The sequence below is a fragment of the Bacillus sp. SYZHCR11 genome (assembly GCF_057196865.1).
Window position 1 is genome coordinate 1,307,543 of the sequence record NZ_JBXUND010000001.1, and the last position, 15,149, is coordinate 1,322,691.

At 47.8% G+C, this 15,149-nt stretch carries 14 protein-coding genes; 7 read left to right on the top strand and 7 right to left on the bottom strand.

Features of this window, described 5'->3' with window-relative positions:
• Nucleotides 1-10: 10 nt before the first annotated feature.
• From AC2CGA_RS06005 to AC2CGA_RS06015, 3 genes are all read right to left on the bottom strand, one after another.
• Nucleotides 11-1,300 carry a lysine N(6)-hydroxylase/L-ornithine N(5)-oxygenase family protein gene (locus AC2CGA_RS06005; protein WP_003155267.1) on the bottom strand — a complete coding sequence of 430 codons (1,290 nt, stop codon included), beginning with the start codon at nucleotides 1,298-1,300 and terminating at the stop codon, nucleotides 11-13.
• Nucleotides 1,301-1,401: 101 nt separating this feature from the next.
• The gene (locus AC2CGA_RS06010) at nucleotides 1,402-2,904 is read right to left on the bottom strand and encodes a coproporphyrinogen III oxidase (RefSeq protein ID WP_003155268.1); all 1,503 of its coding nucleotides are present in this window, start codon (nucleotides 2,902-2,904) and stop codon (nucleotides 1,402-1,404) included.
• A gap of 112 nt (nucleotides 2,905-3,016) precedes the next feature.
• Nucleotides 3,017-3,883 (bottom strand): Cof-type HAD-IIB family hydrolase, encoded by an 867-nt coding sequence (locus tag AC2CGA_RS06015; RefSeq protein WP_003155269.1) that lies wholly within the window; start codon nucleotides 3,881-3,883, stop codon nucleotides 3,017-3,019.
• A gap of 383 nt (nucleotides 3,884-4,266) precedes the next feature.
• Between AC2CGA_RS06015 and AC2CGA_RS06020 the strand changes: the two genes are divergently transcribed.
• Nucleotides 4,267-5,406 (top strand): DNA alkylation repair protein, encoded by a 1,140-nt coding sequence (locus AC2CGA_RS06020; protein ID WP_079004779.1) that lies wholly within the window; start codon nucleotides 4,267-4,269, stop codon nucleotides 5,404-5,406.
• Between the two features lie 38 nt (nucleotides 5,407-5,444).
• Here AC2CGA_RS06020 and AC2CGA_RS06025 read toward each other — a convergent pair whose 3' ends face one another.
• Entirely contained in the window at nucleotides 5,445-5,795 is a 351-nt protein-coding gene (locus tag AC2CGA_RS06025; RefSeq protein WP_003155271.1) for a YlbF/YmcA family competence regulator, read from the bottom strand.
• An 85-nt stretch (nucleotides 5,796-5,880) separates the two neighbouring features.
• Complete coding sequence (locus AC2CGA_RS06030) at nucleotides 5,881-7,014, bottom strand: DUF445 domain-containing protein (RefSeq protein ID WP_003155272.1); 1,134 nt, start codon at nucleotides 7,012-7,014, stop codon at nucleotides 5,881-5,883.
• A 237-nt stretch (nucleotides 7,015-7,251) separates the two neighbouring features.
• Here AC2CGA_RS06030 and AC2CGA_RS06035 point away from each other — a divergent pair, with 237 nt between their 5' ends.
• From AC2CGA_RS06035 to AC2CGA_RS06060, 6 genes are all read left to right on the top strand, one after another.
• Complete coding sequence (locus AC2CGA_RS06035; protein WP_014304716.1) at nucleotides 7,252-8,343, top strand: YheC/YheD family endospore coat-associated protein; 1,092 nt, start codon at nucleotides 7,252-7,254, stop codon at nucleotides 8,341-8,343.
• Nucleotides 8,333-9,691: a YheC/YheD family endospore coat-associated protein gene (locus AC2CGA_RS06040; RefSeq protein ID WP_003155277.1), complete on the top strand. Its 1,359-nt coding sequence runs from the start codon at nucleotides 8,333-8,335 to the stop codon at nucleotides 9,689-9,691. The genes AC2CGA_RS06035 and AC2CGA_RS06040 overlap by 11 nt, the downstream gene beginning before the upstream one ends.
• Before the next feature lie 82 nt (nucleotides 9,692-9,773).
• On the top strand, nucleotides 9,774-9,989 hold the full coding sequence (locus AC2CGA_RS06045; protein ID WP_012117190.1) for a YheE family protein: 216 nt from the start codon (nucleotides 9,774-9,776) through the stop codon (nucleotides 9,987-9,989).
• Between the two features lie 224 nt (nucleotides 9,990-10,213).
• A complete protein-coding gene (locus AC2CGA_RS06050; protein ID WP_003155280.1) occupies nucleotides 10,214-10,420 on the top strand; it encodes an alpha/beta-type small acid-soluble spore protein in 207 nt (68 codons plus the stop codon).
• Between the two features lie 101 nt (nucleotides 10,421-10,521).
• Nucleotides 10,522-10,647 (top strand): hypothetical protein, encoded by a 126-nt coding sequence (locus AC2CGA_RS06055; RefSeq protein ID WP_003155283.1) that lies wholly within the window; start codon nucleotides 10,522-10,524, stop codon nucleotides 10,645-10,647.
• A 28-nt stretch (nucleotides 10,648-10,675) separates the two neighbouring features.
• Entirely contained in the window at nucleotides 10,676-11,296 is a 621-nt protein-coding gene (locus tag AC2CGA_RS06060) for an NAD(P)-dependent oxidoreductase (RefSeq protein ID WP_003155285.1), read from the top strand.
• A 38-nt stretch (nucleotides 11,297-11,334) separates the two neighbouring features.
• On the opposite strand, the gene bmrD is transcribed toward AC2CGA_RS06060, so the two are convergent.
• A complete protein-coding gene (gene bmrD, locus AC2CGA_RS06065; protein ID WP_014304714.1) occupies nucleotides 11,335-13,356 on the bottom strand; it encodes a multidrug resistance ABC transporter ATP-binding protein/permease BmrD in 2,022 nt (673 codons plus the stop codon).
• Complete coding sequence (gene bmrC, locus AC2CGA_RS06070; protein ID WP_003155288.1) at nucleotides 13,353-15,110, bottom strand: multidrug ABC transporter ATP-binding protein BmrC; 1,758 nt, start codon at nucleotides 15,108-15,110, stop codon at nucleotides 13,353-13,355. Before bmrC ends, bmrD begins: the two co-directional genes overlap by 4 nt.
• Between the last annotated feature and the right edge of the window lie 39 nt (nucleotides 15,111-15,149).

The following is a 15,149-nucleotide window of genomic DNA, read 5'->3' on the forward strand; positions in this document are numbered from 1 at the left end:
TCATAAGAGGTCAGTTTTTTTGAGCGGGAAGAAATTGCTGAAAAGCCGTTTTTTTATTAATGGAGAAATGCTCTTTTCCCAGAATGGTATTGATGATTTTTTGGTTTCTGTAAACAGACAGCTTCAAATTCGTAGCGCCCGTTCCGTGAGCATGATCAAGATTCGTTAATGTGAAAAAATGATGCCGTCTGTCGTCCTTAAAGACAAGACGGGAATCGGCCGTCACTTTAAACCGTTTCTCATCCTCCCATTCGATATCGGGGGCGATTGCCGTAAACCATTCCGGAATATGAGGTTTAAAGCCGGTCGCCAATATCACTTTTTCTGAATCGGCCGTAAAAGTTTCATCCATCTGCCATTGATGAAAGCTCAGTACACAGCGCCCGTTTTGCTTTTCAATTTTTTCAAGCTCCGCCATCGGCTGAATATACACGTCAGGCGAACCTCCGCTGATCGATCTGTGATACAGGGCGTCGTAAATGGCGGCAAGTGTGTCAGAATCAATGCCGTGGCGCAGTCCGTCCAGCTCAGGGAGTGTGTTCAGCCGTTCTTTAAAAGGCAGGCGGTTAAAATATTCCACATAATCAGGTGTAAACATTTCCTGCCCGAGCTTGGCGGTTTCCAATTCTCGAAATCCGGCGGAGCGTGTCACCCATTGCAGCCGGCTGCGCCGGTATTGTTCATCATGCAATAAGTCAGAAAAGATCTCCGCGGCGCTCTGTCCGGAGCCGACCACTGTAATTGATTCGGCGCCGGCGAGCTCGTCTTTCCGGAACAAATATTCCGTGCTGACCATCGTGTCCTGACGCGCTCCGTCATCAATCTCTGCGGGAATAAGCGGTTCAGACCCCGTCCCCATGACGAAATGCTTCGTCTGATAGACACTGATGCTTCCGTCCTCAATGTTCTTGACGCTGACTTCATAATGTCCGCCGGCATTTTTCACGCCGATTACCTCTGAGCCGAAACGGCATGATTTGATTTCTGAAGCCGCCCAGCTTAAATAGTCGTTAAATTCCCGTCTCGGAATATCAAATTCATTAAACGTATAAAACCGGTACAGCCGGTCATGTTCATGGAGAAAGTTTAAAAACGTGTAGCGGCTTTTCGGATCGGCGAGCGTGACCAGGTCCGCCAGAAACGCCACCTGTAAATCCGTTCCTTTAATTAATAGACCAGGATGCCACGCAAATTCTTTCTTTTTATCGAAAAAAAGAGCGTCTGTTCCGGGTATATCCTCTAACAATGCGGCAAGCCCTAAATTAAACGGCCCGATTCCCGCTCCTATGACATCATACATATTATGCACCTCTTGCGAATAACAGTCTGATGATCTTTTCCCGTTTTTACAGACGGTTAAACATAAAAAAACGGCACGCTGATTCCGTGCCGTTTTTGATATTATAATGCAGATTTGACGAACATCTCATCTAAGTATTTGATTTTCTCTTCTGTATAATGCTCGAATCGGTCATTATATGATTTCGGGTCTTTCGGATTGGCGAAGTGCGTGATTTTTCCGGTTTCCGGATGAATGAATTTGCTTGCCGCCCCGCAGCCGATACCGATAATCGTCTGCACTTCTTCCATAATCATAATGTTGTAGATGCTTTCCTGACCCGGGAAGGAGTAGCCGACATTTTCAAGGTTTCCGAGAATATTTTTCTGCCGATACAAGTAGTACGGCGTATAGCCGTGCTCTTTTGTCCAGCGGACGGCGTCATCCATCATGCGGGACACTTCCTGTCTGTCGGCAACTTTATACTTATGCTTGTTTCTCGTCATTTCTGACGCCCGTTTAAAAGAAAGCGTATGAACGGTCAAAGATTCAGGCATCAGCTTTTCCGTTTCTTCAAGACTGTGCCTGAACTCAGCCGTCCCTTCTCCCGGCAGGCCGATGATCAGGTCCATGTTGATATTATTCATGCCGTGTTTGCGGGAAAGATGGTATTTTTCGATGGTTTCTTCAACGGTATGGTGTCTGCCGATAGCCTTAAGCGTTTCGTTTTCATAAGATTGCGGGTTGATGCTGATTCTGTCAATCTTATACTTATTTAAAACGGCAAGCTTTTCCTCCGTAATCGTGTCGGGACGGCCCGCTTCAACGGTAATCTCCCTGATATTCGCGACATCCGGGAAAGAGCGGACCATTTCTTCATATAAAAGATCCATTTCTTCAGCGGTAATGCTTGTCGGCGTGCCGCCGCCGAAATAAATGGTCGTCACTTTGATATCATGCCGCTTCAGCCATTCTCCGATTTTCTGCATTTCATAGTGAAGCCCCCATAAAAAGGAGCCGACTCTTCCCGCCTGTCCTTGAATGGCATAAGCCGGAAACGTGCAGTAGGCGCACTTCGTCGGGCAGAACGGGATGCCGATATAAATGCTGACTTCATCTTTGACCCGGTACAGATCGGGAACCGCAGCGAGCTGGCGGTCGACAATCTCCTGCATCAGATTGATTTTTTCATCATGGATCAGATAGTCTTTTTTCAGATCGGCATGCGCCTCTTCTTTTGTCAGGCCGCTCTGCAGCTTTTTATGAAGAAGTTTAGTAGGCCTGATGCCGGTTAAGATTCCCCATTTTTGTGTCATGCCCGTATGTGATTGAAGAAGATTTAAGTAGACATATGACAGCGTGTTTTTCACCTGTTTAAATACTTCTTTTTCGCTCCATCCGGCAAGAAGCGGTTTCGTGTGATGTTCCTTTTCGCCGGTTCCTTTGATTTCTCCGGATACCGACACGCTGTCTGCATCTTGAGAAATGGCAAGTGAGATGACGAGATCAGAGGGTTCCTCCGTTTCGCCGTACGTAAGAACACACTCTTCAAAAAATAAATTCGCGATGTTTTGCAGCGGACGATGCAGCCTGTCATCCGTTATGCCGTCTATTTTTATTTGCAATGTGATCACCTTATTTTTCAGATTCAAAACTTTCTTTAGTGTACAGAAAGAACAGGCTAAAATCAATCCGCGAAAAAGCCGCAGACCGGCGTTTCGCGTCTGCGGCTCTTGATTACGGCCGTTTCATATGGAACTTATCGAGAAAGCCTTTGCGGTGCTGCATGCGGAAATATTCCTTAATCATATAAGCCACTCCCTGTTCATCATTTGACCTTGTCACCCAGTCCGCTTTTCTTTTTAATTCATTTGAAGCATTCCCCATCGCGACGCCGAGACCGGCCAGCTCGATCATCGGCAGATCATCTTCCTGATGGCCGATAGCCACAACCTCTTCCATTGAAAGCCCGAGATCAGCGGCGACCATCGAAAGTCCGCTTTCTTTTGAAACCCCTTTAGGCACGATGTTCAGTTTTTCTCCGTTGACGCGGATCACATCGACGGCCGGGAATGCTTTCATTATCGTATCCGTTATATCAGCCTGCAGGCCATCTTCAGCATGCACTTCAATGACGGGCGCTGAAACCGGCTCATCAAGGAGCAGGTCACTTAATGATTCGACAAACTGCACCGGATAAAAGATCGGGTCAGACGGATGAATCATCGTTTTCCCGACCAGATTGGAGTTCACTTTCTTCTTGTTACCGATCGAATATTTTTCGTGAAGAAGCCGGATATTGCATTGATAGCTTTCGAGCACCTGAACGATATTAAACGTGTGATCTTCTGATATTTTCTTTTCAAAAAACGGCTCATCTATTTTTTCAGAAATGTATGCGCCGCTGTGGGTAATCAATTTTGCATTCAGCTTTAATATTTTCGCCACTTTTTGAGCGGAGCGAAAATGGCGGTTTGTGACCAGTGTGACGTAAATCCCTTTTTTCTTGACGTATTCGATGGCATCCTTTGTCGTCTGATGAAGTTTGCCGTTGGAGCGAAGAAGCGCTCCGTCTATATTTAACGCCAGCATTTGTTTTGACACAGAGAAGTCCCCCTCCTTGATGACTGTACTTGTCATTAGGATATGACCCTGTCTCTTTGTTTAGAACAACCTTTTCTCCGCAGCAAAAAAGCCTGCCTCAAGCAGACTTTGAACTGTCGTTTTGTTGGGATACGATCGATTTGCTGCCTTCTCCCCAATGTGCATTTCTATTAACGAAATATATCAGGAACCCCTTATTTGACCGTTGATGCGCTCGTTTCACTTACTCTCTGTTGCTACCCCTTAACATACCAGGCAGTATAGGCGACCGTATCCTTAGATCATCTGTAAGTGTAGGCGCTTTCAGAGTTATTATCTCAATAATATTGTTAAAAAACAAGGGTTTTTTTAACTAAAAAAATCAGGGGAACTATCTGTGCTGAATGTATGATAAAATTGAAAAGGAACGTATATTCGCATATAATAAAAGAAAAAAAGCGGTGACTGTCATGTCTCTATTAAAAGATATTTATAACGAAGAATTTGCAGAAGCACTTCTGCACAGAGTCAAATCGGCGTATCCGGCTTTTGAGCGGGACAAGTGCCGGGCGCTGATATTTCAGGAAGATTGGCCCGGACTGACGTTAAAACAGCGGATGCGCCGGATCACAGACTCTTTATATGAAACACTGCCGAAGGATTACATACGGGCGCTTGACGTCTTATATGAGACAGCTCCCCATTTCACAGGGCTCGCCGGGATTATTTTTCCCGATTATGTCCAACAGTACGGAACGGATCACTGGGAAGAATCAATGAAGGCGCTTCAGTTTTTCACTCGTTTTTCCACTTCCGAATTTGCGGTCCGCCCGTATATCAGGCTTGACCGGGAGCGGATGTTCAAAGAGTTCCTTTCCTGGACGGAGCATCCGGACGAACATGTCAGAAGGCTTGCCAGCGAGGGCTCAAGACCGCGCCTGCCGTGGGGAATCTCCATTCCGGCTCTTCTTGAAGATCCTTCTCCGATTCTCCCTGTTCTGGACCGCTTGATGCAGGATGACTCGTTATATGTCAGAAAAAGCGTGGCGAATAACCTGAATGACATCTCCAAAACCCATCCGGATCTTCTGGCACAGACCGCAGCCGAGCGGTTCGGAAGCTGTCCGCACACGGATTGGATTTTGAAGCACGCCTGCAGGACACTGTTAAAAAGAGGAGACAAACAGGCGCTTGCGATTTTCGGGTTTGAAGACGCCTCCCGGATTTCATTGGAACGTTTTACACTGAATTCGGAAACGGCCGCCATCGGAACAAGCATACATTTTTCTTTTCAGATCCGCTCAGCCGCCCGGCAAAAAGTCAGGGTTGAATACGCGATTGATTTTGTAAAGAAAAGGGGGCACCGCAGCCGCAAGGTGTTTAAGATGTCGGAGTCCGCCATGGATAACGGAAACGTAAAAGCCTTCAGCAAACGTCATTCCCTTAAAGATTTAACCACCCGCAAGCATTATCGGGGAATTCACACTCTGTCTGTCATCATTAACGGAACGGTAAAAGGTTCGCTTGATTTTTCTGTTGAATAAAAAAACCCCTCCATTTCATAGATGGAGGGGTGTGGAGCTTATTGCGGGCTGCCGTAAAGCTCTTCAAGAGGTTTCATAATGATTTTGTTTAACTCGCCGATCAGCATGCTCATGCGCTGTTCCGCTTCCATCAGCTGAGAAATCAATTCATGCTGCTGTACGAGAGCAACCGTTTTTTGTGCCTGCTCTACCTCTTCCTGAGTGATTTCTTCACCTGACATCTGTTTCTGCTGCAGCTGCATCTGTACATTGCGGAAGTTATCAAACATGCGTTTTGCGGATTCATCTGCGTTTACTTGATCATAAAGCCCTCTCAGACGGCTGTATTCATCACTGTTTCGCAAAGCTTTTTCAAGATCATATGCTGCATCATAAAAATGAACTGCCATAGTAACCGCTCCTTTCTTCCTTTCGGACATACCACTCCACTATAACAGACTGCGGAGCGACTTTCATCATCGGCGTATGTTTTCCTTAGAAAAGAATGACAAACAAAGCCTGAATTGCTCCGATTATCCCGCCGAGCAGACCGCCTAAATACGTTATCATCTTAAATTCTCTCTTGGAAATCGACAGCACCATTTCTTCCAGCCGTTCAACGGGAAACTGATCAACCTGCTCTTTGACCACTTCCTCAAGACGCAGCCGTTTCAGCACATCCTCCAAATGAGCGGCAATACTGCCGAGTGCCGCATCAAGCAGCTTCGGCGCGTACGTCCCCGTAATCTCCCCTTCATAACGGGAGATAATGTCACCGAGCCGGCATTCGAAAAAGGGCGCGGTTTGAAGTGCGGCCAAAGCCCGCTTTTTCATGCTGAACAGCAGATCTTTCGCATTCCACTTTTCATCGGCCTCATAAAGTGTATAAGATTTGAGCTTGCCCCATTCTTGAGAAAGCAGATCAGCCAGAAGCTTTTTCGTTTCCTCATTGCGCAAAAACTTTAACAGCTCAGGCAGCACACGGTCTGCCAAGCTTGAATTGCCGAGGAACATCTGCACCATGCCGCCGAGCATCCCCCGGGAATTCAAAAAGTCGTCAATCATATTTCCGAGTCTGTCTTTCCCTTCTTCGCTCTCAAAATAATCAATGCTACGCTTCAGGATATAATCTGCGGCCAGCGGGATTTTTTCATCCAGCTTTTCCTGCAGCTCATCAGGAAGCCAGTCTTTGATGGCGCGGTGCTCATATTTCCGGTACAGGTCCGAAAGCTTTTCATCGGTAAAACGGTCAATCCAGGCATCCGTCTTTTCCTGCGGATTCCGAATGCCCGCGGCTGCTAAAGCTTCGTGCACCGTCATTTCGGAAGCGGCCATTTTTTGCGTGAATTGTTCGGCGAAAAGAAGCGCCTGGTTTTTAACGTTATCTGATAAAAGCCGCTTTTTTATTCCTTCCGGGGTTAAAAGGTGGTTCGTCACCATGAGCCCCATTTGTTTTGCCAATTCATCCCGTCTTTTCGGGATCAGCCCCGGCGTAAACGGAACCCGTTTTCCGAACAGGTAATACGGCCGGTACGGACGAAATAACATCTGAATGGCAAGATGATTCGTCACCGCGCCGATCGCGGCTCCGATCACGATCATAAATAGAAACGTTCCTGCTATGCCCATTCCTTTTCTTCTGCCTCCATCTAATGTTCTATTTTCTTGATGATATATCTATTCGTATTATAGAGGCTGGCGGGCATGCGGGCAAATGAAGAACCTGAATTGTTGTTTGTGAGGAATAAGGCAAGATGCTGTTTCGTACTCTTTACAGTAGATCATCTTTTATGATGCGCTTAGCATATTTATTGGATGGAAGGGCCGTTCCATCAGCGGCTTTTTGAATAAAGGGGGAGTAGTAATATGACAACACTCGGTTTTATGTCTGTATCCCGCCGGCACGAAGAAGATTACGCCGGGGAATTGGCTGAAAGAGCGCCTCAATATAATGTGCGCTTAGCCCGCTTTACACCGTTTGATATATTTCCGGATTCTTTGCGCGTGAAAGCGCTCGTCTATCACCCGCAAAGCGGAAAGTGGAACGAAACGGAAATCGATATTCCCGAATATATTTACGACCGCTGTTTTTACGGAAAATCCGCTGAAGCGCAAAAAGCCAAACCGATCGTCGAATGGCTGAAAAAATATCCGAAAACGGAATTTATCGGGCGGGGGCTTCCTGATAAATGGACGGTCACGGATGCGCTCCAAAAGCATCATCTGATCAGTCCCTATATTCCTGAAACGGCCGAAGTCAGCCGCTATGAACAGGTGCAATTATACTTAGCCAAGGAAAAAGCATGTATACTTAAGCCCGCTTTCGGCGCGGGAGGCAGAGGCATCATCCTGCTTGAAACAGGCAAAAAATCAATTACCGCCACTTACTATATCGGAAAAAACAAACAAACAAAATCATTTTCCAATCACGTGTCTTTTAAGTCTTGGTGCAAAAAAGTGCTGCAGCACCGCTATTTGCTTCAATCCTACTTAAATATCCAGGATAAAGAACGGCATCCGTGCGACATCCGCATTTTCATGCGCAAAACGGAGTCAGGCGTTTGGGAAACGGTCGGAAAAGCGGTCAGAAGGGGTTATCAGAACGGTCTTTTATCTCATTTGCCCGGAGGATCAGAACCGATTAAGTTTGACACATGGTTTGAGGAAATTCCGAGAAAGCAGCAGGCCGTTTTATTGGATGATGTCTTTTCGATCACCCAATCCGTTCCTTATTTCCTTGATGAACGGTTCGGACCGCTGTTTGAGCTGGGGCTCGATATTTGTTATGCCAAAGACGGACGCATCTGGCTTTTGGATGTCAATTCAAAGCCGGGACGGAAAGCTATTTTAAGCGTGGCTCCGGAGGCAAAAGAGGATTTGTATACGGGTCCGCTGAGACGCTTCCGCGAACTTCAGTCACAGGACAGCAGGAAAGGAGTATTACCGCGTGAATCATAAAGGGATGATTGTCGGCATCGATAAAAAAAGCAAAAATACGCTGTTTCTCCCCTCCTCCATGAAACGGGAAGGGCTTTTATCCGCTGCCTTCGGGACCAAGGTTGTCAAATGCCGTGTAGCCTTTTCTCAATCACTTGAAAAAAGCGCGCTCCTTTCTGAAGATTTGTTTGAGGAGCTGTTGATACCGTATAAAAGCCGGGCTGACTTTCTCATACACGGCCAGACGGTGCACATCGGACCGCTGATCGGCGTTTTCACAGCCGGTTTCACATCATCGCCGTCCCGCCCGTTAAGAGACCGTACAGCCTTCTTTTCCAAGATGCTCTCACTTCATGAACAGGCGAACGGATATTGTTTCGTTTTCGGAGCTCATCAGATCAACTGGGAAGAAGGCACCGTCCAAGCGCTGATTTATAAAGAAAACAGCTGGAAACGGACGTCCGTCCCGCTTCCGAATGTCGTATATGACAGGCTCCCGAGCCGAAAAACGGAAGGAGTTCCGCTTTTACAGCAGACAAAACAGAGGCTGATGAATGACTATCAGATTCCGTGGTTTAATCCGCAATTCTTTAATAAATGGGACATTCATAAGCTTCTGGAAAAAAACAGCCTCACCGCTTCACTCCTGCCAAAATCTGTCCTGCACCCGAATGCAGAGGCGTTAGAGACGTTATGCAACACATTTGACACCGTCTATATCAAACCTGCAGACGGCGCACTCGGAACGGGGATTTACAGGGTGGAAAAAACAGATGCCGGCTTATCTGTCAAACACACGAATGAGGAAAAAACGGTGGTGACGGCAGAGTATTCAGATGCGGCATCCTTCATGAAATCATTTAAAGAAAACAATGACCCGTCCGCATTTTTAATTCAGCAAGGCATTGACCTGATCCGGCTGGATGGACGCCCCGTCGATTTCAGGGTGCACACGAATAAAAACGCCGAGGGGAAATGGACAGTGACGGCCATTGCAGCAAAAATTTCCGGTGAAAACAGCATCACGACGCATCTGGCAACCGGCGGAGAAGTCAGGACGTTAGCTGAATTATACGGCGATCCGCGAGAGAGAGTCGGCATGATGCGGAAACTTTCAAAAGCCGCCTTGGCGGTCAGCCGCGTGTTAAATGAGCACATTGAAGGTTTTATCGGCGAAATCGGTTTTGACCTCGGCGTCGATCATTCAGGGAAAGTTTGGATGTTTGAAGCCAATTCCCGCCCCGGGCGCAGCATTTTTTCCCATCCGAAGCTGAGATCGGTCGATTACCTGACAAAACGGAGAAATTTTGAATACGCGTCCTATTTATCAGAACGGTCCATCACCGCCCCGGAAAAACTTTGGCGGTGAGGCTGTCTTTTTTTGGTTTTACCCGGGACAGGCACAGAATGATGAGCTACAATGAACAAGATCAACATTTCCTACAAGGAGCGTGAACGTCATGATTTCGCACTTCAGCTGGAAACCGTTATTCAAAAAAGAGAAACTGCCCGGATGGCGGATTTCATTTTACTGGCAGGGTACGCATTACGAAGGGATTTATCATAAGTCCGGTGACATTGAATGGGGACACACACATCCGGGAAAAGAAGAGCCGGCTCTCGTAAAAGAGCTGCACGAATTAATGCTTTATCACATATATGACTGAAAGCTAAAAGCTCAGCCGCATCAGGCTGGGCTTTTCTTTTCCCTTCCGCTATTTACCACCCGGTTTTCCGAATGAGATGCCCTTTGATTCACCATAATACGTAGTACAAAGCGGCAAACAGCATTGGGTGAAGCCGAGCTGGCAATGGTTTTCATTCCGAAAATCATCGGCTGGTGCAATTCCAGCAAACCCAACCATACTACTTAATAAAGGAGATCATACAAATGGCAAACAACAACTCTTCAAACCAACTATTAGTACCCGGCGCTGCTCAAGCAATCGACCAAATGAAATACGAAATTGCTTCTGAGTTCGGCGTAAACCTTGGCGGAGAAACAACTTCTCGTGCAAACGGTTCTGTCGGAGGAGAAATCACGAAACGTTTAGTATCTTTCGCACAGCAGAACATGGGCGGCCAAGGCGTACAATAACTCAATAAATGGCTTACAGAAGGCGCGGGATACCGCGTCTTCTTTTATGCCGTCACCCTTTTTTCCTATTCCACATACCCTAGGAAAAAAGGAGGGAAAACATGTCATTCATTGCCTCAGTCAATTGGGAGCTGTTTCAGTTCGTAAGTGTTTCTTTGGTCAATGAATATGTTGCCCACCATTTCCCGTTTATTCACAGGCATTCTTTTCCCCGCTGCTTTGAATGATATAATGAGCGGCGAGGAGGTTTTTTACATGAACATCGCTTTACTCGGAGCAACGGGAAGAGTCGGACAGGCTTTTATAAAAGAAGCGCAGAAACATGGACACATGGAAATATTCGCTCTTGTCAGATCAGCCGGAACAGTCCTTCCCATTCCTGAAAAACAGATCATAACAGGGAATGCGAGGCGGCGGGAAGATGTAAGCCGATTGATTTCCAAAGCGGACACAGTCGTGAGCTGTCTCGGCACGGACGGTGACGATACCCTTTCAGCCGCTATGACCCATATAATAGACGGCATGAAACGGCATCATGTTCAGCGTCTGATTACGATCGGCACCGCGGGTATCCTTCAATCACGGCTTATGCCTGATCAATACCGTTTTGAATCGGCAGAATCAAAACGAAAATCAACAAGAGCCGCAAAGGAACACGCCCGCGTATACGAGATGCTGCTGGCAGAGGATCTTGACTGGACGATCATCTGCCCTACCTACCTTCCTGACGGAGACGCTGCCGGAGTTTACCGGTTCGAACAGGATCGCCTTCCTGAAGACGGCGCCGAAATCACAGTCGGAGACACGGCGCATTTTCTGTACCGCGAGTTGATCAGCCCGCAGTTTGTCAGAAAACGGGTGGGACTGGCTTACTGAATGAAAAAAGGGCGAATCTTTTGATTCACCCTTTCCGATTACACCGCGGATTTCGCCGTTCCTTTCTGTAATTCATACATTTGATGGTACTGCCCCTTTTGCGCCATTAATTCGTCATGGCTTCCCTTTTCAATGATGCGGCCCTTTTCCAGCACGAGAATCTGGTCTGCGTGTCTGATCGTGGAAAGCCGATGGGCGATAATAAATGTCGTGCGCCCTTCTTGAACCACTTGCAGCGCTTTTTGAATGACTGCTTCTGTTTCGGTATCAATGTGCGCCGTCGCCTCATCCAAAATTAAAATGGCCGGATCAAACACAAGCGCTCTTGCAAAAGAAATCAGCTGACGCTGGCCTGAGGACAGTGTACCGCCTTTTTCGGTGACGGGCTCTCTGATGCCCTTCGGCAAAGATTGCAGAAGGCTTGCGGCGCCGACTTGGCGAAGCGCTTCTTCCGCCTGCTCCAGAGAAATACGCTGATCATCGAGTGTCACATTGGAGCCGATCGTGCCCGAGAAAAGATACGGGTCTTGCAGCACAATGCCCATATGCGACCTCAGCTCCTGCCTTGACATGCTGTATATGCTTTTACCGTCCAGCAGGATATCCCCTTTTTGGGCATCATAAAAACGGAACAGAAGATTCAGGATGGAGCTTTTGCCGGACCCCGTATGGCCGACGAGGGCGACCGTCTCCCCTTTTTCAGCTGTAAAGCTGATGTGTTTCAGCACCTCTTCTCCCTTTCGATATCCAAAAGAAACATCGCGGAATTCCACTGTCCCTTCCGCCTTTCTGTCTGCGGGAGCGCCTTCTTCTTCCGTTTCCTCCTCCTGTAAAAGCTCGAATACTCTGGCGGCAGAGACACGGGCCAATTCAAGCTTCGAAAATTGGTTGACAATCCCCGTAACCGGCTGGAACAAACGGTTTAAATAATCAACAAATGCATATAAAACACCGATCGAAACAATTCCGGCCGCACTCAGACTCGCGCCTCCGAAATACCAGATCAGCCCGACAAACGCCAGATTGCGCAACACATTGACAAGACTGTGGGACATGAGGGAATTTAAGGACAGCATTTTGTTTTTGTAGCGGAAATGAGCTTCATTCAATTCTTCAAATTCCTTCATCGTTTCCTTCTCGCGGCGGAACGCCTGAATAATCGGCATTCCTTGAATGGACTCATTCATTTTCGCATTGATGTCACTGTTAATGGAACGGATTTTTTGATTGAAGACGGATGCGTATTTGCGGTACACAACCGACCAGATCATTAAAATCGGAATAATCAGAAGGCAAACGGCGGCCAGCCTGACGTCAAGCATAAACAGCGCCGTAAAAATGCCGAGCATATAAACGCCGCTTGTGATAAATGTCGACAGCACCGTTACATATAAATCCCTCACCGCTTCTGTGTCATTCGTAATACGGGCCACGACTTTTCCGGCAGGCAGATTATCAAAGTAGCGGATCGGCATTTTCTGAATGTGTGAAAATACATCCTGCCTCATGCGCTGTATGATCCGGTTCGCTCCCATCTGCAGCAGATAATGCTGACCGTAATGAAAACATACGGAAAACATGAGCAATCCCGCATAAATGGCGGTCAACGTCAGCAATCCTTTAATTTCCGGACGGTAAAATTCAAAAATCTCCTGTCTCGATAACGTAATGGCGGGATATGACCTGCTTTCTTTACCGTTTGATATTGTCAGCCGGCCGTCAGACACCGAACGGTTTCCGTCAAAACTGACGGGACGGTCAACAAAATAGTAGCCCGCACCGACTTGATAAATGTGCGCCTCTCCGGTTTTATCCGCCCCCGGTTTGAGCCGGTCCTCCCTGACATAATCATGCCCCCGGAACCTGACGGCGCCCGGATCGTCCGCAGAGGCTTTAACCCATGTTTTTTCAATGCCGAGAATGTGGTCATCAATCATTTTTTTTCCGATAAACGGGCCGGTCAGCTCAGTGCCGACCGCAATAATGAGCAGGACGACCGCCCATATCAGCAGCTTCTTATATTGAAGCGCGTAATTCCATAATCTTCTCCCGGTCTTCATGCGCCCGTCCCCCCTTCTTCAAGAGAGGACAGCTGCTGCCTCTCATATTGTTTTCGATACCAGCCGTTCTGCGCCAATAGCTCCCGGTGCGTGCCTCTTTCAGACACCCGGCCTTCGTCCATGACGAGAATGAGATCTGCGTGTTCAACTGCCGAGAGCCGGTGGGTGGTGATAATCGTTGTTTTATGCCGCCGTTTTTTACGGATGCTGTCAATGATGGCGGCTTCCGTTTTCGCGTCTACGGCAGAAAGCGAATCATCTAATATGAGAATATCAGGATCGGTCAAAAGCGCTCTCGCAATTGAGATGCGCTGCTTTTGTCCGCCCGAGAGCGCTACGCCCTTCTCGCCGACAAGCGTCTCAAGCCCGTCGGAAAGCATGCCGATATCGTTTTCAAAATGCGCATCTTTCAGCGCGCCGCCGATTTCCTCTTCGTTTGCATCCTGCCGTCCGTAAAGCAGATTCTCCTTTACAGTCTTAGAAAATAAAATATGATCCTGCGGCACATAGCCGATCCACCCGCGGAGCTCCTCAAGCGGGATCTCCTGAATCGGGACGCCTGTAAACGTGACCTCTCCCGCACCGGGCGGATATTCACGCAGCAGCTGCTTAATGATCGTCGTCTTTCCGCTTCCCGTCTTCCCGACGATGCCGAGTGTCTGCCCTTTTTCTACGGAAAAAGATACATCGGAAACCGCCGGTCCCGCTCCGCTCGGATACGTGAAAGTCACTTGTTCAAAAACAAGACGCCCGGGCTCCTTGATGCCGGCGGGGCGCTTGGGCCCGATCACGTCAGGCTCATAGGAAAGCGTCTCATTGACACGATCCAAGGAGGCATTGCCGCGCTGCATGATATTGATTAATTCTCCGATCGCAAACATCGGCCAGATCATCATTCCGAGGTACACGTTAAACGATACCAGCTCTCCCAGCGTCAGCCGGTTTTGAAAAACGAGATAAGCGCCGTAGCCGAGACCTATGAGATAGCTGAGGCCGACGAGAAGTTTCACAGTCGGTTCAAAAAGTGAATCGATAAACGCCACCTTCATATTTTTCTCATATACATCCGCCGTCATATCACCGAACCGGCTGACATCATTTTTTTCCTGCACAAATGCCCGGATGACCCGGACGCCGGATACCGACTCCAGCACCTTGTCATTTAATGATCCGAAAGCATCCTGCGCTTCCGTAAACCGCTCATGGATCTTTTTTCCGTACAGGCTGACCGCAGCCGCCATTATCGGCAGCGGAATAATCGCGGCAAATGTCAGCTTCCAGCTGATGAGAAGCCCCATTGTCAAAAATATCGTCAGCATATACATCGTCGAATCAACGAGCGTTAAGACCCCGAAGCCCGTCGTCATACTGACGGCCTGCAGGTCATTTGTCCCCCGCGCCATTAAATCGCCCGTTCTGTATTTCTCGTAAAACGGCGGTGACATTTGAAGAAGCCTTCCCATCAGCTTTGACCGGAGAATTTTCTCCATGACATTCGCCCCGCCGAAAAGCTGATACATCCAAAAGTAAGACAGTAAATAGACGGCTGCCGTTAATGCGAGAAAAACACATATGTAAAACAGCATCCCGCTTTTCGTAAACACGCCCGCCTTCATATCGTCTATCGCATTACCGAGAAGTTTAGGCGGAAACATCTCAATGACATTCACAATCAATAACAGAACAATCGCTGTCGTATAGCGCAGCCAATAGGCTTTAAAAAACCACGCGAGCTTTTTTAATACAGTAAACAAATACCGTCATCCCCTTTCATCAATCAGCCGCCCTCAAGC

Excerpts from the sequence above, each read along its gene's own strand:
- AC2CGA_RS06030 (WP_003155272.1), bottom strand. The coding sequence starts at position 7,014 with ATGGGCATAGCAGGAACGTTTCTATTTATGATCGTGATCGGAGCCGCG.
- AC2CGA_RS06005 (WP_003155267.1), bottom strand. The coding sequence starts at position 1,300 with ATGTATGATGTCATAGGAGCGGGAATCGGGCCGTTTAATTTAGGGCTT.
- AC2CGA_RS06055 (WP_003155283.1), top strand. The coding sequence starts at position 10,522 with ATGTCATTCATTGCCTCAGTCAATTGGGAGCTGTTTCAGTTCGTAAGT.
- bmrD (WP_014304714.1), bottom strand. The coding sequence starts at position 13,356 with ATGAAGACCGGGAGAAGATTATGGAATTACGCGCTTCAATATAAGAAG.
- AC2CGA_RS06020 (WP_079004779.1), top strand. The coding sequence starts at position 4,267 with ATGTATGATAAAATTGAAAAGGAACGTATATTCGCATATAATAAAAGA.
- AC2CGA_RS06050 (WP_003155280.1), top strand. The coding sequence starts at position 10,214 with ATGGCAAACAACAACTCTTCAAACCAACTATTAGTACCCGGCGCTGCT.
- AC2CGA_RS06035 (WP_014304716.1), top strand. The coding sequence starts at position 7,252 with ATGACAACACTCGGTTTTATGTCTGTATCCCGCCGGCACGAAGAAGAT.
- AC2CGA_RS06060 (WP_003155285.1), top strand. The coding sequence starts at position 10,676 with ATGAACATCGCTTTACTCGGAGCAACGGGAAGAGTCGGACAGGCTTTT.
- AC2CGA_RS06025 (WP_003155271.1), bottom strand. The coding sequence starts at position 5,795 with ATGGCAGTTCATTTTTATGATGCAGCATATGATCTTGAAAAAGCTTTG.